Source organism: Blastococcus sp. SYSU DS0510 (assembly GCF_054050835.1).
The window spans coordinates 34481-56341 of sequence record NZ_JBJHAC010000004.1 but is presented as its reverse complement, the minus strand read 5'-3'; the positions used below and the strand labels follow the sequence as shown (position 1 = coordinate 56341).

The window sequence follows — 21861 nt, the reverse complement described above, 5'->3', positions numbered from 1 at the left end:
GGACGCCCGGTCACCGCGGAGGCGCGCAGCGCTCGCAGCCCCCATGCCGGCGTGTCACGACCTCCGCATGCGTTGACCGGGCCGCCCCGTCGTCGCGACGCTGCTGTCCTCGGATGCGAGGGGGAGGCCATGAGCCGGAGTGACATCGACGCCGGGAACGCCACGTTCATGAAGGGGGTGGAGACCGGGGACGCCGCGCTGATCGCGTCGGTCTACGCGCCGGACGCCAAGGTCATGCCGCCGGGGTCTCCGGTGGTCACCGGCGAAGGGATCGAGCAGTTCTGGGCAGGCGTCCTGGGGATGGGGATCACCGGCGCCGTGCTGAAGACCGTGTCGCTCGACGAGAGGGACGACCTCGCGGTCGAGGAGGGGCAGTACGAGATGCGTGTGGGTGCCGACGTCGTCGACAACGGCAGCTACGTCGTCGTCCATCGCCGGCAGCCTGACGGTGGGTGGCGCATGGGCCTCGACATCTGGAACTCCGACTCCCCGGCGCAGCAGCCGTAGCGCTCGAGCCGCGCACTGCCGGGGGTCGTCGGAGCTCACCGAGCGCGGACGGCGCCCGATCCTTCGGATGGTGCGCGGCGAGGGTCCGTCCGGGGCGGGCACGATGAGCGGCATGCTGCACAGCCACCGACTCGACCTGGACGATGCGTCGGTGCGCTCCTGGGACGCGGCCGTCCTGGCGAGCGACCCCGAGCAGGGCATCGTGCTGGACCGGTCCGCGTTCTACCCGGGCGGCGGCGGGCAGCCGCCGGACGAGGGCGTGCTGCTGTGGGGCGGGGTGCGCACGCGGATCGTCGGGACCCGCAAGGGCGACGAGCTCTACCTGATCCCCGCTCCTGAGGATCCGCTGCCCCCGGTGGGGACCGCGGTCCGCGGGGCGCTGGACGACGAGCGGCGGACGGCGCTGATGCGCACGCACTCGGGGCTGCACGTGCTGTGCGGCGTGGTTTTCCGCGACTTCGGGGCACTGGTGACCGGCGGCAACATGGAGCCGCTGTCGGCACGGATGGACTTCGACCTGGCCGAGGTCCCCGCCGACTTCAAGGACCGGGTGGCTGCCGCGGTGAACGCGGAGATCGAGAGGGACCGACCGATCCAGGTGTCGGTGCTGCCGCGCGAGGAGGCGTTCGCCATCCCGGACATCATCCGGACGGCGACCAACCTGCTGCCGCCCGACATCGAGACGGTGCGGATCGTCGACATCGTGGGTCTGGACACCCAGGCGGACGGTGGCACGCACGTCGCTTCCACGTCGATGGTGGGTCGGGTCGAGGTGACCAAGATGGAGAACAAGGGCCGGGGCTTCCGGCGGCTGCGGATCCGGATCGTCTGACGGTCTGGCGTCAGCTCGGGTCTTTCGGTGACCCGGCCCGCCGCCCTCGGCGCCGTGGTCGCGCCCGTGGCCTGCTCTCGCGGGACTGCTACGCCGGCGGCGCCGGGGGGAGATCGATGCCGCGGCAGTCGCGCAGGTAGGCGTCCCAGTCCCAGCGGGCCAGGAACTGGCGCGCGGCCCGTTCGCCGGCCGCGATCAGGCGGGCCCGCTCGGCCGCGTCGATGTCGAACTCGGTGAGGCCGGTGCCGACCGTGCCGATCGAGAAGGCCCGGCGGCGAACGCAGGGGGTGGCCAGGTAGGTGCGGTCCCGCCCGGTGACCGTGGTGGCGACCAGGGAGTCCAGCAGCCGCAGCGGCGGCAGCAGGTGCCGGCCACCGAACACCGAGACGTCCTCGTCGGCGAGCGTGTCGCCCACGCCCACGCCGAAGGTCGGCCAGCGCGGGGTGGCGGCGTCGGTGCGGTCGAAGATCTCGATCGGGAAGTTGGACAGCACCCCGCCGTCCACCAGGGTCGATCCCCGCCCGGTGCGCGGGTCCCGCAGGCTCCGGGGGGCGAAGAAGTAGGGGATCGCCAGCGACGCACGGACGGCCTCGGCCACCGGCTGGCGGTCGGGGTCCAGTCCGAATTCGCGGTAGTCCCAGGGCAGTCGCAGCAGCCGGCCCCGGGTGACGTCGGTCGCCGTCACCACCAGCCGGTAGCGCTGCCACGGCTCCAGCGCGGGGTCGTCGCCGGGGTCCTCGCGGCGCAGGTCGCCGAAGGTCACGATGCCGAGGTCGGCCAGCTCCCGGCGCACCCACTCCGTGATGTAGCGGCCCGGGTGCAGGCCCGACCGGAGCAGCAGCCCTGCGGCCGGCGCCAGCAGGGGCACCGGCGCCCAGGAGTCCGGGATGCGGTCGTACTCCAGCCGGTCCGCCGCGGCCCGGATCCCGTCGGCGGAGAGGCCCGCGGCGAGGAAGGCGGCCAGGACGGCGCCCGCCGAGGAGCCGGCCACCCGCTCGAACCGGTATCGGCCCAGCAGCTCGACGGCGGCGCCCGTGAGCGCGATGCCCTTGACGCCGCCGCCCTCGAGCACCAGGTCGGCCGGCAGGGGCCCCGGCGAGGTCATGCCCCACCGTAGGGCCGTCCCGACGAGTTGCCACCGGGTGGGCGGCACGGTGCCGCGGTCAGAACCAGCCGCGCCGGCGGATGGGTAAGCCTGGTCGCCTGCATCTCTCCGGCTCGAACGTCCCGGACACCATCGGCGTCGGCAACAACCTCCCACATCGTCGCCCGCGTCGGCGACCACAACAGCACCCAGGAGCTGTTCCTCCTCGAGCCGGTCCGCACCGAAGTGAGGTGATCGGGTCATCGCGGTGACCAGGGGGCGGGCTCGTCGCCGTCGCCCGACCGGGTGATACGGATCGAGAACGTGTCACTACCGTCCGGTCTGATCTGCACCGAGGCCGCGGACGCTCCACGGCGCAGGGACGACGGAGGATCGATGAAGCAGGTCGACGGCGGGATGCGCTACTCGGCGACGGACCTGCTCACCTGGCACGGCTGCGCGCACGCCTCCCGACTGGACGCGTTGGCGCTCAGCGATGCCGCACTCGCCACGTGGCTCGCCGCGCGATCGCAGGCGCGTGCGGCGGCGATCGCCTCCGGTGCGGACCTCCCTGAGCCGGCGAACGTCCGTGGTGACGAGCACGAGCGCGCGATGCGGAACCGGCTGGTGGCCTCCGGGCTGGAGGTCGTGGAGATTCCGCGGCCATCCGGGGTGAACGGGCTGCTCGAGGCCGCGCGCGCGACCGAGCAGGCGCTGCGCGACGGCGTGGACGTCGTCTACCAGGCCGCGCTGTTCGACGAGCCGTGGTTCGGCTACGCCGACTTCCTGGTGCGGGTCGACGGCGTGCCCAGCCGGTTCGGCGACCACGCCTACGAAGTGCGCGACACCAAGCTCGCGCGCAAGCCCTCGGCCAACGCGCTGGTGCAGATGGCCCACTACGGCTCGATGCTGGAGAGCCTGCAGGGCTGCCCTCCGCCGCGGCTGGTCGTCTGGCTGGGCACCGGCGAGGAGTTCACCTGGGCGTACGACGACGCCGTCCCGTACCTGGAGGAGCTGCGGGAGCGGTTCCTCGCCTTCCACCGCGATCCGGTCGAGACGCTGGCCGACCCGGTCGACGCCTGCGGTCTGTGCCGGTGGGCCGAGCGCTGCGAGGACGAGTGGGGCCCCGACGACCTGCGGCACGTGCACCGGCTCTCCCGCCGGCAGCGCGCGCTGCTGAGGGAGCGCGGTATCTCGACGGTGCAGGGGCTGGCGGCGGCGTCGGACGACGACCGGCCGCAGGACATCGGCCTGGTGACCTTCGAGCGGCTGCGCGCCCAGGCTGCGGCACAGGCCGGGAGGGACGACGTCGTGCTCGTGCGGCCCCAGCCGCGGGTCACCGGGATCGCCGGAACGCCGGAGCCGCACCCGCTCGACGTCTACTTCGACCTCGAGGGCGACCCCTACGCCGCGATCCCGACGCTGGACTACCTCTGGGCCTACTGCGACGTCGAGGGCGCCTACTTCCACCGCTGGGCGCACGACGTGGAGGGGGAGCGGGCGGCGTTCGGCTGGTTCCTCGACGAGCTGCGCCGCCGGGAGGCGCTGGGCGGGGACTGGCGGGTCTACCACTACAACTCCTACGAGGTCACCGCGCTGGAGCGGATCGCCGCCGCCTGGCCGGATGTGGCCGAGCGCGAGCGCCTGGTGGCCGAGGTCGAGCACTTCGTCGCCACCCGGTTCGACGACCTCTACCGCCGCGTCGAGGCCGGCTTGCGCACCCAGGACGGCAGCACCTCGCTGAAGATCGTGGAGAAGCTGGCCGGCTACGACCGCAGCGCCGCGGCGGCCGCCGTCGGCAAGGCCGACGACAGCATCAAGGCCTACGAGGCCTACCTGGCGGTGGAGGACGGCGACGCCCGGGCGGCGCTGCTCGAGGGCATCCGCGCCTACAACGAGCACGACGTGAAGGCGACCCGCGCGGTGCACCTGTGGCTGCACGCACTGGCTGCCGATCTCTCCGAGGACGACCTGCTGGCCGAGCCGGAGGACGACTACACGCCGCCGGACTCGGTGCTGCAGCGCGCGGCCCGCACCGAGGAGCTGCAGCAGCGGCTGCTTTCCGCGGCTGCGGTGGGGGACCTGCCGTCGGGGTTGTCGGCGGCCGGCGCGGGGATGCTGGCCGAGATGCTCGAGTGGCACCGGCGGGAGTTCGTCGTCGCCTACCAGGACTTCCTGCGGCTGCAGGACTGGGCGGCCGACCACGACGGCGCCACCTCCGAGCCGGCGGCCGAGGTGTCGCGGGACTTCGCCGAGCTCAACGGCGCCCCGGTCGAGGAGACGCGGATCCGGCGCGGCACCGAGCACGAGTCGTGCCTGGTCGACGTGGTGCTGGAGAGGGTGCACCCGCCGGTGACCGGACGGAAGAACGAGGCGCTGCTGCGCGAGTACCGGGCCACTCCGGGAGCGTGGAAGCTGCGGGCCGGCGCCGACGTGGTGGAGGTCGTGCCGGCGGGGCAGGACCGCAAGCCGCTCGCGGTGCGGCTGCTCGACCACGACCCGAAGACCGGCTGGTTCTCCTTCAAGAAGGGGCAGGTGCCGGCCGAGCTGGGGCCGCTGGTTGCGGCGCCGTTCTACGACCCGGACGCCGTCTGGGAGTCGCTGATGCGGCTCGGGAAGGCGGCTCTGCTGACCGACCCACCGGGGGAGGCGGTCACCGGTCTGCGGCTGCTCGACCGCGCCGCTCCGCTGGCGGCTGCGCGGATGGCGCTGCGGGCGGGGGAGGAGGCAGCGGACCGGGCGCGCCGGCTGCTGAAGGAGATGACCGCCGGGGTGCTGCCGGTGCAGGGCCCGCCGGGCACGGGGAAGACGTGGCTCGCGGCGCGGCTGGTGCTCGACGAGGTGGCGCGGGTGGCGGCGACCGGTGGCTCGGCCGCGATCGGCGTGGTGGCCAACTCGCACAAGGTGATCGACCACCTGCTGGAGAGCGTCGCGGCGCTGGCGGCTGAGCGCGGGCTGGACCTGACGGTCGGGCACGTCGGGTCGGGGGACCAGGTGACCGGTGCCGGCGTCGCGCCGATCTCCGGCGGGAGCCGGGAGCTGCGGCCGTGGCTGGACGGCCACCGCTCGGCCGGGCGGCCGGCGGTGGTGGGGGCGACCAAGTTCGGGTGGGCCCGGCCCGATCTGGCCGGGGCGCTGCACCTGCTGGTGGTGGACGAGGCCGGCCAGCTGTCGCTGGCCGATGCGGTGGCGGTGGCGCAGGCGTCGCCGCGGGTGGTGGCACTGGGGGACCCGCAGCAGCTGGCGTCGCCGATCCAGGCCAGCCACAGCGAGGCGGTGCGGGTGTCGCTGCTCGAGCACCTGGCGCGGGGGAGCGCGGTGCTGCCGGCCGAGGCCGGCGTGTTCCTGGACGTCTCCCGCCGGATGCACCCGGCCGTGTGCGAGGTCGTGGGCGCGCTGGCGTACGACGGCGCGCTGCAGGCGCACGAGACCGCGGCGGCGCGGGACATCTCGGGGCCGGACGTCGTCATCGGCGGTCACCGGATCCCGCTCCGGCCGGGGGTCGTGTGGCTGCCGACCGGGGCGACGGAGGAGGCGCAGGCGGGGCTGGTCGCATCGCTGGTGGAAGAGGTGGTGCGGCGGGCGTCGGTGACGGTCGACGGCCGGGCGCAGCGGCTGACGCCCGACGACGTGCTCGTGGTGGCGCCGCACAACGCCCACGTGAACCGGATCCGGGCGGCGCTGGGCGGCAGCGACCGGGTGGGGACGGTGGACAAGTTCCAGGGGCGCGAGGGGCACGTGGTGGTGTTCGCGCAGGGGCGGCCAGCGGAGAAGCCGGGTGACGTGCCGTTCCTCTACGAGATCAACCGGATCAACGTGGCGCTGTCGCGGGCGCGGCTGATGGCGATCGTCGTGGCTCACCCCGACGCGGTGTTCCCGCCGGTGTCGCAGCCGGAGCACCTGAAGCTGGCCAGCCGCTTCGCGCGAGCGGTGAGTGCTCGGAAGGCCGTCGTCGACGGTTGAGTCCGGCAGCGAGACGAGGTGGTGTTTCTCGCGTTGCCGGTCGTCGTCCGGCGCACCTGCACCGTCACGGCGCACGCCGCTTGCTCGGGGTGGAAGGAAAGCAGGCATCCGGCCGGCGCGATCACCGGGCCGTTGGTGCGGAAGTCTTTCTGGCGAGACGAACTCCGGCCCAGGCCATGGCAGCCCCGAGGACGGCGCCGATGCTGTTGGCGAGCCAGTCGTTGGTCGAGCACGACCGGCCCAGGCCTGGTGCGAGGGCCTGCAGCAGCTCCACGCCGGCCGACACGGCAATTGCCACCGCGGCGACCAGGACGGGTCGTCGGGTCGCGGTGGCGAGGAGCACGACCGGGGCCAGGAACAGGATGACGTTGGCGACGTCGCCGCGGAACAAGGTCGGAACGCTCCAGGCCACCTCGCAGAAGGAGAACGCCCTCCGGTCGTCGGGCCAGAGGGTGAGGCCGGCCGCCACCGCGACGGCAGCTGCCGCCAGCCACCGCGCCGTTTGCGGGCGGTCGGCCAGCCACCGGGCGGCCACCGGTGCGGCGATGAGGAGGACGAGGAACGCCGTCGGCTCGAGCCATCGGTGCTCGGCGAGCACGGTGCTGATCACACGCAGGATCCTGACCGTCCGACGACGCCGACGGCGCGACCCGTCGGACGTCGCGATGCAGTCGGAGCGCCCGGCGCAGATGTGGTCGATGAGGCGTTCGGCGAGCTGAGCGAGGGCGCGCCGTCGTCCGGCTCCCGGGTTCCCGCGCCGTCGGCACCTACGGTCGATCGTGCGTCCTTCCCCGTCTCCCGGCGCACTTCCGGCAGTACCCGGTCCTCGGCGACCGCGGTCCTGCCGTGCCCGGGTGACGACGCCGCCGGCCCGGTGAGGACGTCGAAGTTCGTCGTCCTCGCGTAGGGAGCTGCACAGCGTTGTCCGGTCTGCCGTCCAGCGGGATGCTGCGCGCGATGTCCACCGGCAACCTGCTGGCCGACTGCGAGCGGTGGTGCCGCGAGAACCTGCCGCGGCGGGTGGAGCAGCGCCGGGAGCCGACGCTGCGGGTCGTGCCGCCGCTGGCCGAGCCGGCGCCGTCCCGCCGTCAGGTCTTCCGGCCGGGCCCGGGCTGGCCGGGTGTGCCCGTCACGCGCACCGGGAGCTGACCTCCGCGCAGCACGGCGGCGGCGGGCGCCCGGCCCGAGGCCGGCGCGGTCGGTGCCGCGCCGGCCGTCGTCCCTCAGGCCATCTCGGGGGCGCGCAGGTGGTGGATCGCCAGCTCGAACTCGGCCACCTCCATGACCTCCGCACCCAGCTGCTGGGTGAACTGCTCGCGCATCCCGCGCACGGTCTGGGCGGAGTTCTCCAGAGCCGCACGGTCGTCGTAGGTTGCGGTCAGGACGCCCATGCCGGTCTGCCGGTCGCCCATCATGCTGACGCTGCAGAACCCCGGGATGTCGTCGAGGCGCGGGACGAGGCCGGTACGGAAGGTCTCGGTCGCCTCGTCCATGCGGGCGGGGTCGCCGCGGGTCCAGGTGACGCGGCAGCAGGCGCCCTCGGGTGCCTGGTGCGCGCGGTGCAGGAGGGAGATCTCCCACTCCTGGACCTCGAAGCTGCCTCCCATCACCTGGGTGGCCCGCTCGCGCATGGGCATGACCGCGTCCCTGCTGGCGCTCATCGACTCCTCGGAGTCCCAGCTGGTGGTGACGATGCACCGGCCGGGGTCGCGGTCGCAGAGCATGGACAGGCCCATGCACCCGGGCATGCTGTGGACGGCGGGCATGATCTCGTCGCGCACGTAGGTGATGCCCTCGTCGATCCGCTGCGGGTCGGCGTGGACGGTGGTGGATCGGGCGTACATGCCGCCCTCCTCTCGGGATGGCGGGCGACGCCCCGGCGGCGTCGCCGCCCTTCCGATGGTGCTCGCGTCCGCGCCCGAGGAACAGGCCTCGGGACGCCGTGGCCAGGTGCTGGCCGGTCGCGCCCTGTGCCGGTCAGTAGCCCGGGAGCCACCGACGCAGCTCGGCGTCCACCGCGACGGTGGCGTTCAGCGAGCAGAGGACGCCGACCAGCCCTTCGGCCACCCGCTGCAGGAGCAGGTGGCGCGGGGGGATCGCCAGCTTCCGCTGAGTGCGCTGGGCGGCGCCGAGCGGGTCGGAGGCGCGCCGGGTCTGCTCCTGCAGCCAGCTGCGGGCGAACTGGTACTCGGGACTGCGCAGCGGCTGCAGGTAGGGGGCCAGGAGCGTGAGCAGGGCGGCGGGCGTCACGTCGTCCGGTCGCAGCAGGTGGGCCGAGGCGGTGATGCGGTGCAGTCGCGCGGCGTCGCCGTCCCGTCCGGCGGCGAGCAGGGGACCGAGCCGGGCCGGCCAGCCGTGCGGCATGAGCTGGTTCGACCCGAAGTCGAGGACGCCGAGCCGGCCGTCGTCCATGAGCTGGAAGTTGCCGGGGTGCGGGTCGCCGTGCAGACGCTGGGCCCGTGCGGGGCCGGAGGTGAACAGGTGCACCAGGACCTGGCCGCAGCGGTAGCGGTCGGCCTGGCTGCCGGAGGCGATGACGCGGGACAGGGGAGTGCCGTCGATCCACCGGGTGACGAGCACCTCGCCCTCCACGGCCAGCACCTCGGGCACGAGCACGTCGGGGTCGCCGCGGTAGGCCTCGGCGAACGCGGTCTGGGTCTCTGCCTCGCGGGCGTAGTCGACCTCCTCGACGAACCGCGCGCGCAGCTCGGTGAAGAGCTCGCGGACGTCGAGGTGGGGGACCGCGGCCTTCATGATCGGTGAGAGCCCCTGCAGCAGGCCGAGGTCGGCGACCAGCGCCTCGGCGGCGCCCGGGTACTGCACCTTGACGGCCACCGGCGTGCCGTCGGACCAGGTGGCGCGGTGGACCTGCCCGATGCTGGCGGCCGCGGCGGGCCGGTCGTCGAAGTCGCGGAAGCGTTCCCGCCACTGCGGACCGAACGACGCCTCGAGTTGCTCGTGCACACGCGCGGCCGGCATGGGCGGCGCCGCCTCCTGCAGTCGGACGAGCGTCTCGCGGTAGGGGCCGGCCAGCTGCTTGGGCAGTGCGGCCTCCATGGCGGAGAGCGCCTGGCCCATCTTCATGGCGCCGCCCTTGAGATGGCCGAGGGTGGCGAACAGCTGCTCGGCGGTGCGCTGCTGGACCTGCTCGGCGACCAGTTCCGCCGGGCGGCCGCCGAGGCGCTTGCCGAGGCCGAGGGCGGTGCGGCCGGCGTAGGCGGCCGGCAGTGCGGCGAGACGGGCCGTCCGGGCGAGGCGGCCTCGCGCCGGCGTCCCCTCGCTCGACTCGGTCACGGCTACCAGGGGGTCGTCGGCTGGAGCACGGCCTCGGTGAGCGCCTGGGTGCGCAGGTGCGTGACCTCCTGGTACTCGGGGTCGGCGACCATGCGGCTGAACGCCTCGCGGGAGGGAAGCGGACCAGCAGGACGGCGTCCCAGTCCTGGCCCTGCTCGGCGACCAGCGGTGTGCCGCCGTCTCCGGCGTAGAGGACTTCGCCGCCGTAGCGGGGGAGGAAGGTCTCCGACAGGGCCTTGGCGTACTGGTCGTAGGACTCGCGGCCGCCCTCGGCGAAGCGGAGCAGGTTGAGCATCACGACCGGACCGCCGGGGTCCTCCTGCAGGTAGCGCCTGAGATCTGCCCCGGGGGGGGTCGATCGCCATGGGTCGACGCTACTGGCGCTCGTCCTCGGGCAGCGACGTCCGTCAGACCGTTTCCGGGACCCGCAGGTGCGCGACGGCGAGGTCCATCTCGGCGATGTCGGTGATGCGGGCGCCCATGGCCTGGGCGAACTGCTCGCGCAGGTGCCTGGCGTGCCTGCGGACCAACGCGAGGACGTCGCGGGTCTCGAGGGCGGTGACGCTGACCGTGCGGCCGGTCCGCCGGTCGACCAGCATGCTCAGGCTGTCGAAGCCCATCAGGTCCTGCAGCCGGGGCATGAGGTTGTGCCGGTAGGCGTCGAGCAGCTCGTTCAGGCGGTTGGGTGCGATGCGGGCCCAGGTGACCTGGGCGCCGGCGCCGTCCCCGGCCGGGCGATCCCGGTGCAGGACGGCGATCTGCCACGCTTGGATGTCGAGCCCTTGGGCGCCGAGGGCGTGCATGAGCCGGATGGGGTGGACGTCTTCTTGGCCGCGCGTATGACGTCGGCGTCGGCCCAGGACGTCGTGACGATGCAGCGGCCGCTCTCGCGGTCGGTGAGCATCGACAGGCCGATGCAGCCGTCGATCTGCTGGGTCGCCGGCATCACCTCGTTGCGCGTGAAGGCGATGCCGGCGTCGAGGTTGTCGGGGTCGGCCTTGATGGTGGTGGATCGAGCGTGCATGCCGCCGCACCTCCCGCTCGTGGCGGCGCCCCGGTGGCATCGCCACTGGCGGTTACCCTGGCTGTGATCGGTTCCTGCCGCAATGCCTTGACGGCCCGGTCGTGGATGCGCCGCGCGGCCGGCTCAGCTGGGGCGCGCCGGTCCTCGGGATGCCGGGCTGGGACACGGGCGTCACCTACGGTTGGTCCGCGTCCTTCCCCGTCTTCCGGCGCGCTCCGGCAGGTCCTGCGATCGTTCTCGGCCGGTGATGACCGTGCCCGGCAGCACCCTGCGGTGGGGACGCCGAAACCGTCGTCCTGACCCGAGGAGCTGTGCAGCGTTGTCCGGCATGCCGTCCAGTGGGATCTCCCGCCCGATGACCACCGGCAACCTGATGGCCGACTGCGAACGCTGGTGCCGGGACAACCTCCCTCGTCGGGAGGCGCTGCCACAGGGGCCGGCGCTGCGGGTCGTCCCGAACTCCCGCTCGGCGTCGGCTCGTCGCCAGGTCACCCGGCCCGGACCCGGCTGGCCGGGTGTCGCGGTTGCGCGCACGGGGACCTGAGGAAGGGCTTCTGCGCTCAGGCGGACGTCGCCCGTCCGGGTGACGGGTTCTTATGCCAGTGCTTGCACCCGCCGATTCGAGTCATAGGCGTCCGCTGTGTCTCCGCAGCGGCAGGTCGTCAGGAAGGCGGCCGGCGACGGTGATCGGGGAGGCACGGGGCGATGCAGCGAGTGGACCTACAGTTGGTGCTGAGCGAGGTGCGTCGGCGATGAGCAAGATCCAGGTGGGCGCGGCCACACTTCTTGTCCCGGACCACGGGGGACGTGAACGTGCCGTGCCAGGCATCCGCGGCGGCGAGACCCGTGATGCCTGGGAGATGCCTGCGGTCGTCGCTGCTCCGGGCGGCCCTCTCATGGAGATCGCGTATCAGCGGTGGGACGGCGGTGGTGCCGTTGTGGCGCTCAGCCGGGGCGACAGCGCTCCGGCATTCGACCGTCTGCTGCATGGTGCGCGGCTGTCGGTAATGGCGCGCGAAGACGGTGCTGAGCATGTCGAGGCTGACCTGCTCCACTGGAACCCGAGCAAGGGGCTGAACGGCTGGGGCAACACGAAGAAGGCAACACCGGAAGAGCTCGACTCGACGCTCGGTCGGTCCGCCGAGACACTGTTCTTCGAGGCGGGGGCCCTGGACTTCGGGACGAGGGCCGAAGTGCTTGGTGACAAGAGCAATGGCCACAAGAACAGGCTCGCTGTCGTGTTCCCGGGCTACGAGGCGCTCGGACCGCTCGCGGTCTACGTGCTGACTCGCGTGCTTCCGATCGTGAAGGCAAGGCTCGCGTCATGATCCCGCGCGTAGGAACGGCACTCCCGGTCGACGGCTCGTTCGGCGAGGTCATCAAGGGCACCCAGACGCTGCTCCGCGCCTTCGGGTGGGACCTCGGCCAGCTTTACGACGACAAGATGCGTCCACAGTTTGGCGATGACTGGCTCAAGCAGCTCGTCGAGGCGCGCAAGCAGCGGTTCCCCGACGTACCGCTGTACAAGAGAGCCCCGAACCTCTGGGACCCGAACTTTTGTGTGCACGAGCCCGCGAAAAATATGGACTCGCCGCTGAAGCAATGTCTTGGCCCGATGCCTCTCGACGTCTGGAGCAAGTTCAAGAGCATCCCCACGAAGTTCCGCAACCGCGAGCAACACTTCGACGAGGTGCCCGCGCTCGAAACGCTGCGCGCGGACGCGGAGTTAATTCGTGGCGTCGCATCGTTTTTAGGACTTCCCGTTGCAGAGGAGGCCGCCCAGCTCATCGCGCGGGTCGATGACCTCAAGGGTGGCGCGGTCTTCGGCGGCCCGCCCGACGAGATGATGTCCCAACTGGCGAAGGAGCTTGACGAGTATCAGGCCAAGCACAGGGCCCAGGCGGCGGAGGTTGCCAAGGCCCGCGCGATGGGAGAGGCAGCGAAGGCTGACGCCGAAGCAGCCGCGAACGAGCTGGCTGTCATGGCAGAAACGATCGTCGGCCTCGAAGCGGCGCTAGAAGCACAGCGCAATGCCCAACGGCGCAGCTTCACCGACGATTATCTCGACCTTGCGGCAGGTGACGTCTGGCCCGCAGCGCCGCCAACACGCATCCTTCGCTTGCTCGGCCACGTCCGCGACCTTTACGACCCGGCCACGACAGATCTTCTGTCAAACGAGTACGGCGCGGTTGCAGTCAAGGGGGCTGAACGGTGGCGCGAGTTCCTCCCGCATGGTGGCAACGTCTATCTGACTCGTGTCGGCCAGGCTGTCACCCAGGTGAACGGAACCTGGATCTATCTCGGCTCACTCGACGACTGGTCGGCCGAAGATATTCTCGTCGAGGTGGTGTAAGGAGAAGCTAGTCCGTGCCTGGAGTGGTCCGTGACGTGGTGTTCGATGCTGCACCTTTCCGGTCCGGATAGGGAGCGCGGCCTGAGTGATAGCCGATGGCTTCGTCGGCGGCGTCCATCTCTCCGCCAGACGTGGAGAACGACCGGTGCGACTTGACACGGCGCGCACTGTGCGTCGCGCATCCGACGCCACGGCTAGTCCATCGTACGCGCAGGTCGATTCGAGTGTCGTCCCACCCGGGCGTGGGGCCGGCCTTCGTTGCTGATGTCGCGACGACTCAGCCTGCCCAGACGTCAGCCGGCGCGAACGGAATTCTTCGAACCTCTGCTTGAGGCGATCTGGGTCGGGGCGCGCTGCTCGGTGCTGCGGAACGCTGAGCTGGACGCCGTGCATCGCCTGAATGCCGTGCTTCAGCATCGGTCCGTCGACCTCGATCAAGACATCACGACGCACCTGGACGATGAGATCTGGCCGGACGCCGATGATGTTCCGGTCATACGCCGCGTGGTGGATTTTGCAAAGGCTCAACCCGTTCGGAACCACCGGCAGCCCGCCTTCGTCCGAGTCTCGGACGATGTGTGCAGCATCCAGCAGGTCCGTGTGCTGCAAACGGCAAATCGCGCACTGCCTCTCGTAGGCCTGCAGCACCCGGGCGCGGAACACCGGCTGGTGAAGTCGGGCGCGGACAAGACGCTCGAAGTAGGACCGCCCATCCGCCGGCAAGGAGTCGTACGAGTTCGGGTCTACGAAGCGCTGCGCTTGGTCGACGGCGATGTGGAACGAGTGTTCATCGGGACGCTCGGCCACGACGTAGACCGGAAACTGCGCCTGGTACACGCTCTTCGCCACGCCGATGAAGTACGCAAGCGGCCGCTGCTGCTGCATCGCGGTGCGGAGAGCCCGGTTGTCCGAGTGGTTTGGGTCCGTGCCGCGGTAGGCGTACTGCACCAAGCCGCCCGGTGCGATGGCGTCCTCATACGGGGGGAGCTGGTTGGCCGCGGTGTAGGTCGTGCGGATGGTCAGAGCCGCGTCCAGGGCGGCGGGCTTCCAGATACCCGGCTGGACAACGAGCTTCATTGGTTGGCCGGCGACGCTGAACTGGTTGATCTCGGCGGACGTCACGCCCTCGGGGTGCAGAGCGGTGAGCCTCTCTAGGTGGGCGAACATCGCCGTCCGCACCCGTTCGTCCAGCACAGCGCCCCACTGTCGTCGCCTCGGGGACGGCCGTAGATGCTCGCCCGAGCTGCACGCTCGAACGACAGATTAGCGATCCTCGCGGTCGGACCGGTGTCGAGACGCCCGGAAACCCTCCAGTGCTTGGGTGTGGCGAACTCAACCGCATGCTGGAGGGCTGTCCGCCAGTGGGCTGCGGGCCTGCTCATTCGATACGACCTCGTCCGACTGACGACGTCACGAGGGCGGTCCGGTACGGTAATCTCTCGCACATTCTGTAGCGTGAGGTTCACGCAAAGTGTGTGGAATCAGCGCTGCCTCGCGTCGCCTGTCGTACGACACGGCGTGAGGACTGATCTTCGCCTGAAACAGACGACTGTGGGCATGGCGGGCTGCGAACAGGAGTTCTCTTGGGTCGGGACTTGGCGCAGGTGCTGTCGGACCTCGAGGACCGTGAGCTTCCGCTTCTGAACTGGGGCGTCGTCGACGGCGTTCTCTCACACGCCGAAGTTCGCGATGTAGTAGCGCGTCGCCTAGGGGCGGACGAGCACACCGACGACGTCGAGGACGTCATCGACGAACTTCTCGACCTTGCTCTCATCATCGACGTCCCTGATCGGCCGGGCTACCGCACGCGGGTTGCGGAGACCGTCCGGCTTGCCGCCCTGAACAGGCAACTGTTCGGCCGTGGCGCAGGAGCGTGGTGGTCCGGAGGAGCACGCCTCGTCTCCGACTTCCGACTCGATGTGCGGCCCAGGTCCTATCCGCGGCGGGACCTTACGCGCACGGAATTGGCCGCGAACCTGGCATCTGCCGGTATCCCGATAGCGGCCGAGCAGAAGCCTGTGCTCGCAGCCCTGACTGCGAGCGCGGCTGAGCTCAGCAGGTTCCAGGTGGATGCGACTCGCGAGATCCTGGCATCCCTCGCGCGAGAAAAGACGAGTGGCGTCATCGTGTCCTCGGGCACAGGCAGCGGGAAGACGCTGGCGTTCTACCTGCCCGCGATGCTCTGGCTTAGCGAGCGCGTCGCCAAGGGTGACTACAGGACCCAGGCACTCGCGCTCTATCCCCGGAAGGAACTGCTCAAGGACCAGTTGGCCGAGGCGTTGCAAGCCGCATCACAAGCTTCGCAGGCCATACGAGCCCGCAGCGGGCGAGACTTGCGACTGGGTGCGTTCTACGGCGACACGCCCCAAACTGCCTCGTGGCTCAAGTACAAGAGCTTTCAGAAAAGTTGGCCCGCCAGAGCGGGAGGCCGTGTCTGTCCGTACCTCTCATGCCCAGCAGACGGGTGTGGCAGCGAGGTCATCTGGCCCGATGCGTCGATCGCCAAGGGGGCGGAGGAGCTCAGGTGCACCAAGTGCTCCTGGACCGTCGGGGGAGATCGCCTGGCCCTCACGCGCGAGAGCATGCAGTCCCAACCGCCAGACATCCTGTTCACGACCACGGAGATGTTGAACCGCAGCTCCTCCAACAGGAAGACAGGCAAGCTCTTCGGGTGGAACCCGACCGTGCCGTGGAGGCCCCGGTTGCTTCTGCTCGACGAGGTGCACACTTACGAGGGCGTGCACGGTGCTCAGGTCGGCCTGCTGCTGCGTCGCTGGAGGCACGCAGTGGGGCGTCCCGTCACAGTGGTCGGATTGAGCGCCACCCTGGGACGGGCGCCGGAGTTCCTGAGCGATCTCGCAGGGATCAACCTGTCAGACGTCCAGCACGTCGAGCCTAAGCCTGAGGACCTGGTCTTCGAGGGCCGGCAGTACCAGTTGGTGCTCCGCGGTGATCCGCTCTCGGGTGCGAGCCTCCTCAGCACCTCCATCCAGACGGTCATGCTGCTCGCGCGCTCGTTGGACCCGCTCGGCACCGGTAGCGGGTTGTACGGAAGCAAGGCCTTCGTGTTCACCGACAATCTCGACGTCGTCAACCGCCTGTTCCACGACCTGCGCGACGCCGAGGGGCGGGGCTGGATGAGCCGCCGCCGCCCCGCGAATGACAAAGTGCTGGCGAATCTGCGGTCGCCTCATCTCACGGATCGGCCGAAGCGAGCGCAGGCCGGCCAGTCGTGGGACCTCGTCGAGGCGATCGGGCATCGACTCCCTGGCAATGCGCCCGCGCGCTCCCTGGAGATCGGCCGCACGAACAGCCAGGATCCAGGAGTAGCAGACAAAGCCGACGTGATCGTCGCCACGGCGTCCCTGGACGTGGGCTACAACGACCCGCGCGTGGGCCTGGTGATGCAGCACAAGGCACCGCGGAACGGTGCGCAGTTCCTGCAACGCCGCGGCCGGGCCGGTCGAGTCCGTCAGATGCGCCCCCTGACCGTCGTCACGCTGAGCGACTACGGGCGCGACCGCCTGGCGTACCAGGCGTATGAAAGCCTGTTCGACCCCGAGGTCACGCCGCGGAGCCTCCCCGTGGGGAACCGGTACGTCCTCCGGATGCAGGCGACCTTCGCGCTGACGGACTGGCTCATGAGGTCCTTCCCTCAGGTGGACGACCTACGGCAGCTTCTTCAGCCCGAGGGAGCCGGGAGCGACAAGATCCCACTCCTCGTCGACCGTCTCGAGACGCTTCTGATCGATCCCGAGTCGCAGCGGTCGCTCCAGGACTTCCTGCAACGGGCCCTGCGCATCGTCCCGGACGAGGCCCAAGCGGTGCTGTGGGAGCCGCCCCGGGCGCTGATCTCGAGTGTCGTGCCCACACTGCTGCGTCGGATCCGGTCGGGTTGGCGCAGCATCCACCCCGACCCTGGCAACGTGCCGCGGACGTTCGCGCCGGACTTCGTGCCGAGGGCACTGTTCGAGCCGTTGGCGGTACCCGAGGTGGAACTCGTGCTGCCCGAGGAGCGCGACGACGTCGACAGCAGGATGGGAGTCGCTCAGGCGCTCCGGGAGGTCTCGCCCGGCCGGGTGAGCAAGCGCTTCGCCGTCGACTACGGGGGGCAGCGGACGTGGGTTCCCCCGTTCGCCGCGGACGGGTCGTCGGTGCTGCGGCTCGCCGACTTCGTCCGAACGGGCGAGGTTCTGGGCAAGTGGCCCGACACGTCCGAGGAATTCGTGGTCGTCCGGCCGCACCAGATTGCGGTGGAGCAACCGCCGCCTGCGGTTCGGGACACCTCCCAGAGCACTCCCGTGTGGGCCTCCGAGGTTGTCGTCAGGACGGAGGGACAGCCACTCGACGTGCCCGTCAGGACGCCGTGGTCCGGCGTGCTCACGGACGTGGCCGCGTACACCCACGCGCAACGGTCCGCGATCGAAGTGCGCCGGTACATGACGGGCGCCACCGCGGAGCTGAGGGAGGGCCGGGGTACTGGTCGCGCCGAGGTGTCCTTCGTGGATCGGCACGGCACACCCGCCGCGCTCGGGTTTGCCCTGGACGTTGATGGTCTGGAGATCCGACTCGCGCTGCCGGCGGACGAAGAACTCCGGGGTCTGCCGCGGCTGAGGGAGCCGGGTTGGCGTGCCTTGGCCTTCGAACACGCTTTGCTCACCTCACCCGTGCTGCGGGCTCGCGCGAACGTGTTCCAACTCCAGTGGCTGCACCAGGCCGTGTTGGCGGCGGTCATGGACGCAGCCATGAACAAGGAAGTCGGCCTCGCGGAAGTGCTCGCGGGCCTCAGCCCCACCGGCCTCGGTGAGATGGTGAAGCCGTGGGTTCTGGACCTGGCGGACTCGGTGAACGAGGGGGTGGGGGAGGGCCGCGACGGGGACGAGGCTGAGGACGAACCCGCTGCCCACGTTGCCAGGCTCCTGGCCCTGCTCGACGACCCGACGCTCCTTGGCGCACTGCTGCTGCTCAGCCGGGGACTGGCCGCGAGCGAGCTGAGTGACGAGGAACTGCTCCTGGTGCGTCAGGTCCTGGGGGAGACGTGCGCTTCGGCCGTCTACGCAGCTGTCCTGCGTCTGCTGCGTGACGTCGAGGAGGAGGACCTGGCCGTCGATGTGGTGCACACCGACCGCGCGGTGAGGATCTGGATCACCGAAACCACCATGGGTGGCGCCGGCGCGCTCGAACGAGTGCAGCGCAGCTATCAGGACGACCCTCGACGTTTCTGGCGCCTCGTGCTCAACAGCCTTGCTCCCGCCGACCTCGAACTCGTCGACGTCGAGTTGACGCGGTTCCTCGACCGGGTCGTCGACGAGCCCATGGGGACGCTCGCCCAAGCAGTCGATCGGGCGCGCCACGCAGGCGACAACGCGTCTCTGCGGCGGGCCTTCGACGAGATGGTGGTAGCTCTTCGGGGCCACGGTGGCCGCGTCACCCACGCGGTGACGTCCTCTCTTGCTGCGCGGCCCCTTCGGCCTGGGTGGACGCGTGCGACGGACGAGCAGGTGCACCGCATCTATTCCGCCCGCCGCCGACTCGAGCGGCGATTCTCCGTCGAGGTGGACGAGCGGACCTGGAGCTATCTGTTCGCCAAGCGCGACGATCTCCGTGTTCCCGAGGACGCCATGACGGCGCGCCAGGTCTACGCCGTGCTCTGGCCGAGCAGTAGTCGAGCTCACAACCGTCACCTCGCGCTGCCTGCGCTGTACGGAGAGCGACCCCCGGTCGACCGTCGGTTGCTGCTGGACCTGCTGCCACAGACCCGCAGAACGATCCAGGTGACGCCCGGAGAGGACTGGGCCGCCGAGGCGGCCGCTGCTCTGCAGGAGGACGGCAGCGTGGACCTGCTCGCCGGACCTTCGGCGCAGCAGGCGTTGCGGCGTGGCGTGCTCGCCTTCCTGAGCAGCCCACTCGAGGTCGGCTACCTGCTGCTGCACCCCGTCCTTCGAGGAGTCGTCGGGAGCGACTCCGACCAGGTCCGGGTCTCCCTGGAACTTCAGGAAGCCGAGCAGTGACCGTACGAGGCAGGACCGTCCGCAGAACGTCCTTGCGCGCGGGCCAGGAGTTGCGCGATCTCGTGCAGGGCGTCCTGGTCGCCGAACTGCTCGCGCCGAGCCAGGAATTCTGGCTGATATCGCCGTGGATCTCGGACGTTGCAGTCATCGACAACAGCGACGGTGCTTTCAACGGCCTGGACCCGAACTGGCCGGCGCAGGGCATTGGCCTGCTACCGGTCTTGGCGGCGATAGCGACCGCAGGCACTGAGTTGTGGATCGAGACGCGCCCGGACGACCACAACAAGCGCTTCGTGAGTCGGCTCCAGGACACCCTCGGCGACGAAGGCTTCCATCTGCGCTACTCCCCAGTGCTGCACGAGAAGGGCCTGCTGGGGGACGGCTATGTCATCAGCGGGAGCATGAACTTCACGGTCAACGGCCTCTTCTTGCTCGACGAGGCCGTGCGCCTGGACACGGAACCAGACGCCGTAGCTCAAGCGCGGCTCGCATTTCGGGCAAGGTGGGCGTCGTGACGCAGGTGGACGTCGAGGCTTTCCTGCACGAGTTCTTCGGCCCCGGGAACGACCTCAAGTTGCGTGAGGACTGGCGCCAGGTCCCGGTGTTCCGTTCGACCTTCCTGCCGTTCGTCGAGGACTTGGAGGCCGGCCCCGGGCGCCCTCTGCTGCTGCCGCGTGAGGTCGCCGGGAATTCGCTGCTGTACGCCTGGGCTTGGAGCCCAGCGCAGGGCCGTCGGCTTGCGGAGGCACTGCGGTCCTTCATCGGGCCGACATGGTCCGATTTCACCGGCATCGTGGTGAAGCCACGACCGGGCGATCCGGTGGAGCGTGCGCTGCAGGATCTGGGAGAGGGCGTCTTCTTCCGGCTCCGTGTCGATCGAGAGCGGTTCAGCGACGTCTGGCGCGCAGCCAACCTGCTGCGCGAGGTATGGGCCATGACACCTGTGCGCCTGGTGGAGCAGCAGCTTCCCCTGGGGCGCCTGCTGCGCGACTTCGACATGGCTCTGGCCGCCCACGACGAGCAACTCAGCGCGGACGTGCTGGAGAAGATCGACCAGAGCCGGCGACTCCAGCCCGTCAACGTGGCCTTCCTCAAGATCCGGCGACTGCGGGTCCTGGGTGACCTGGAAGGCGTCCTGCGCCTACCTGAACTCCCTGAGGTCTCGGACCTGCGCCTGCCGCTTGCCGTCCGCGACACGCTGCTGGCGGCGGCCCAAGCGGTGCACCTCGAGCAATTCAAGGCATCCTGTGATGCCGACGCGGCGGTCGTCGCGGCTCGTGACCACCTCGGTCACCTTCGGCGGCTCCTGGACGATGTCCGGCTTCCCCCTTCTGAGCCGGCGGTCGATGCTCTGCTGGCGCTGGTGGCCGTCGAAGCCGACTCGGCGCTGGGCCGGCGACTGCACCAGGATCTCCGGGAACGCGCCACTCCATGGCAGCAGGCACTGCTCGGGCGGATCGTGCCCCGGCCGGAGGTTGACGAGCGGGATGCGGCCGCCCGCGTTCAGGCCGCACTGATGGCAGGACGACCAGGCGAGGCATGGCTGGACCTTGACCGAGTCGGGGAGCCGACGGCACGCCTGCAGTTGGCAGTCCAGTGTGCGTTGACCTTGCAGGACGCGCACATCAGTCGTGAGGTGCACTCGCAGCTCGCGGCCGTGAGCGAAGAAGCCCGCAAGGCCGTGCTCAGTCCCCCCTGGTTCGCTCAGACATGGGCGGACCATCTGACCCAGGTCGCGTCTCGAGGGCCCCATGATGATGTAGTCGAGCCATGCGAGCCTCGGAGTTGGGGCGAGATGCTCTCAGCGCTCCTCGCGGGGGAGATCGAGGACCCCGTTGACGTGGTGGAGGACCACGCGACTGGCTGGCCGGCACCGGGCACGCAGGACAGGGTTCTCGATGAATTGCTCCTGCAATTCGATCCGTCTTCGAGCGCTTTCAGCGACTTGACACTCATCGTGCCTCGTCTTCTGGAAGCGGTGTCCGACGAGAGTCCCGCGCCGCGAACCGCGTCAACCTGCGTCACGGTGCTGGCCTTGAGCGAGGAACAGACGCCGGCGGTGGTCCGAGCCATGCTCGAAGCACTTCGCCTTGCCGTTGCGTCGGGGCCCGCTCAGTACGCCGATATCCTCGATGTCGTCAGGTCTGTGCTGCCGCGGACCCTGGGAGTGCCGACGGCCGACTGGTTTTTCGATGCTGTGGACCAACTACTGTCCGCGCCGGCTCCGCAAGAGGACGCGCGCGCCGCCTTCTGCAGCACGGTCCTGACCAGGCTGCATGGATTGAGGCGACGCCTCGTTCCTCCTCAGCGCCATCTCGGCCAACTTCTCTCTGAGGACCTCGGCCTTCAGTTGAACTGGCTGGTGGGGGTAGAGGACGGCGGGGGGGTGGATGAACGAGTCGACCTACGACGAACTGTGCTCCTCTACTCGCTGCAGTCGGCCGTCCTCGCCCGCGTGAAGAAGGCCCTGGAGGCGCTCTGGGCCAATCTGACCGTGCATGTGAGCGACGAGCACGACGGAAGCAGTCGCTTGCGAACTCAGGTCCAGGCGAGCGATGTCCTGGTGTTGGCAACCCGTCGGGCCACCCACGCCGCCACGGGAGCGATCGAGCGCTGGCGTGCCTCAGACAGCGTGCTGGTCTACGCGCCAGGTGCCGGTTCCGCGAGCATGTTGGCTTCGGCCGTGTCTGCCCTGACCGATCCTTGAGTCATGAGCACCGACTGCCGGGAGTCGGTATGCAGCGTGGTCTCGCTCCGTATTGGAGTTGGAACGGGGTCACTCGATGGGGACGC

Annotated in this window: 16 protein-coding genes; 10 read left to right on the top strand and 6 right to left on the bottom strand. The window is 70.3% G+C overall.

Annotated features, from left to right (window positions below):
- Positions 1 to 129: 129 nt before the first annotated feature.
- Entirely contained in the window at positions 130 to 507 is a 378-nt protein-coding gene (locus ACI79P_RS04660; RefSeq protein ID WP_456579858.1) for a YybH family protein, read from the top strand.
- A 112-nt stretch (positions 508 to 619) separates the two neighbouring features.
- A complete protein-coding gene (locus ACI79P_RS04655) occupies positions 620 to 1339 on the top strand; it encodes an alanyl-tRNA editing protein (RefSeq protein ID WP_456579857.1) in 720 nt (239 codons plus the stop codon).
- Positions 1340 to 1427: 88 nt separating this feature from the next.
- On the opposite strand, the gene ACI79P_RS04650 is transcribed toward ACI79P_RS04655, so the two are convergent.
- The gene (locus ACI79P_RS04650) at positions 1428 to 2444 is read right to left on the bottom strand and encodes a patatin-like phospholipase family protein (protein WP_456579856.1); all 1017 of its coding nucleotides are present in this window, start codon (positions 2442 to 2444) and stop codon (positions 1428 to 1430) included.
- 375 nt (positions 2445 to 2819) lie between these two features.
- Here ACI79P_RS04650 and ACI79P_RS04645 point away from each other — a divergent pair, with 375 nt between their 5' ends.
- Complete coding sequence (locus tag ACI79P_RS04645; protein ID WP_456579855.1) at positions 2820 to 6386, top strand: TM0106 family RecB-like putative nuclease; 3567 nt, start codon at positions 2820 to 2822, stop codon at positions 6384 to 6386.
- A 121-nt stretch (positions 6387 to 6507) separates the two neighbouring features.
- On the opposite strand, the gene ACI79P_RS04640 is transcribed toward ACI79P_RS04645, so the two are convergent.
- On the bottom strand, positions 6508 to 6996 hold the full coding sequence (locus ACI79P_RS04640; protein WP_456579854.1) for a VanZ family protein: 489 nt from the start codon (positions 6994 to 6996) through the stop codon (positions 6508 to 6510).
- Between the two features lie 347 nt (positions 6997 to 7343).
- On the opposite strand from ACI79P_RS04640, the gene ACI79P_RS04635 reads away from it, so the two are divergent.
- Positions 7344 to 7535, top strand: a complete 192-nt coding sequence (locus ACI79P_RS04635; RefSeq protein ID WP_456579853.1) for a hypothetical protein — start codon at positions 7344 to 7346, stop codon at positions 7533 to 7535.
- Positions 7536 to 7609: 74 nt separating this feature from the next.
- Here ACI79P_RS04635 and ACI79P_RS04630 read toward each other — a convergent pair whose 3' ends face one another.
- The 3 genes from ACI79P_RS04630 to ACI79P_RS04620 form a co-directional block, all read right to left on the bottom strand.
- Entirely contained in the window at positions 7610 to 8230 is a 621-nt protein-coding gene (locus ACI79P_RS04630; protein WP_456579852.1) for an antibiotic biosynthesis monooxygenase, read from the bottom strand.
- 133 nt (positions 8231 to 8363) lie between these two features.
- Positions 8364 to 9680 (bottom strand): ABC1 kinase family protein, encoded by a 1317-nt coding sequence (locus ACI79P_RS04625; protein WP_456579851.1) that lies wholly within the window; start codon positions 9678 to 9680, stop codon positions 8364 to 8366.
- Between the two features lie 407 nt (positions 9681 to 10087).
- Positions 10088 to 10483 carry a hypothetical protein gene (locus ACI79P_RS04620; protein WP_456579850.1) on the bottom strand — a complete coding sequence of 132 codons (396 nt, stop codon included), beginning with the start codon at positions 10481 to 10483 and terminating at the stop codon, positions 10088 to 10090.
- A gap of 12 nt (positions 10484 to 10495) precedes the next feature.
- On the opposite strand from ACI79P_RS04620, the gene ACI79P_RS04615 reads away from it, so the two are divergent.
- From ACI79P_RS04615 to ACI79P_RS04605, 3 genes are all read left to right on the top strand, one after another.
- On the top strand, positions 10496 to 10771 hold the full coding sequence (locus tag ACI79P_RS04615) for a hypothetical protein (RefSeq protein WP_456579849.1): 276 nt from the start codon (positions 10496 to 10498) through the stop codon (positions 10769 to 10771).
- Positions 10772 to 11456: 685 nt separating this feature from the next.
- Positions 11457 to 12032 (top strand): hypothetical protein, encoded by a 576-nt coding sequence (locus ACI79P_RS04610; protein WP_456579848.1) that lies wholly within the window; start codon positions 11457 to 11459, stop codon positions 12030 to 12032.
- The gene (locus ACI79P_RS04605; RefSeq protein ID WP_456579847.1) at positions 12029 to 13057 is read left to right on the top strand and encodes a hypothetical protein; all 1029 of its coding nucleotides are present in this window, start codon (positions 12029 to 12031) and stop codon (positions 13055 to 13057) included. The genes ACI79P_RS04610 and ACI79P_RS04605 overlap by 4 nt, the downstream gene beginning before the upstream one ends.
- On the opposite strand, the gene ACI79P_RS04600 is transcribed toward ACI79P_RS04605, so the two are convergent.
- Entirely contained in the window at positions 13010 to 14251 is a 1242-nt protein-coding gene (locus tag ACI79P_RS04600) for an HNH endonuclease (RefSeq protein ID WP_456579846.1), read from the bottom strand. The two genes, ACI79P_RS04605 and ACI79P_RS04600, sit on opposite strands and share 48 nt — an antisense overlap.
- Before the next feature lie 410 nt (positions 14252 to 14661).
- Here ACI79P_RS04600 and dpdJ point away from each other — a divergent pair, with 410 nt between their 5' ends.
- From dpdJ to dpdD, 3 genes are read left to right on the top strand one after another with little or no spacing between them, the layout of a single operon-like run.
- A complete protein-coding gene (gene dpdJ / locus ACI79P_RS04595; RefSeq protein WP_456580047.1) occupies positions 14662 to 19068 on the top strand; it encodes a protein DpdJ in 4407 nt (1468 codons plus the stop codon).
- A complete protein-coding gene (gene dpdK, locus ACI79P_RS04590) occupies positions 19065 to 19583 on the top strand; it encodes a phospholipase D-like domain-containing protein DpdK (protein ID WP_456579845.1) in 519 nt (172 codons plus the stop codon). The genes dpdJ and dpdK overlap by 4 nt, the downstream gene beginning before the upstream one ends.
- Entirely contained in the window at positions 19580 to 21775 is a 2196-nt protein-coding gene (dpdD, locus tag ACI79P_RS04585; protein WP_456579844.1) for a protein DpdD, read from the top strand. The genes dpdK and dpdD overlap by 4 nt, the downstream gene beginning before the upstream one ends.
- Positions 21776 to 21861: the final 86 nt, after the last annotated feature.

Bases quoted from the DNA above. Each gene is read 5' to 3' on its own strand.
- ACI79P_RS04610 (WP_456579848.1), top strand. From the start codon at position 11,457: ATGAGCAAGATCCAGGTGGGCGCGGCCACACTTCTTGTCCCGGACCAC.
- ACI79P_RS04620 (WP_456579850.1), bottom strand. From the start codon at position 10,483: ATGCACGCCCTCGGCGCCCAAGGGCTCGACATCCAAGCGTGGCAGATC.
- ACI79P_RS04605 (WP_456579847.1), top strand. From the start codon at position 12,029: ATGATCCCGCGCGTAGGAACGGCACTCCCGGTCGACGGCTCGTTCGGC.
- ACI79P_RS04645 (WP_456579855.1), top strand. From the start codon at position 2,820: ATGAAGCAGGTCGACGGCGGGATGCGCTACTCGGCGACGGACCTGCTC.
- ACI79P_RS04655 (WP_456579857.1), top strand. From the start codon at position 620: ATGCTGCACAGCCACCGACTCGACCTGGACGATGCGTCGGTGCGCTCC.
- ACI79P_RS04630 (WP_456579852.1), bottom strand. From the start codon at position 8,230: ATGTACGCCCGATCCACCACCGTCCACGCCGACCCGCAGCGGATCGAC.
- ACI79P_RS04650 (WP_456579856.1), bottom strand. From the start codon at position 2,444: ATGACCTCGCCGGGGCCCCTGCCGGCCGACCTGGTGCTCGAGGGCGGC.
- ACI79P_RS04635 (WP_456579853.1), top strand. From the start codon at position 7,344: ATGTCCACCGGCAACCTGCTGGCCGACTGCGAGCGGTGGTGCCGCGAG.
- ACI79P_RS04660 (WP_456579858.1), top strand. From the start codon at position 130: ATGAGCCGGAGTGACATCGACGCCGGGAACGCCACGTTCATGAAGGGG.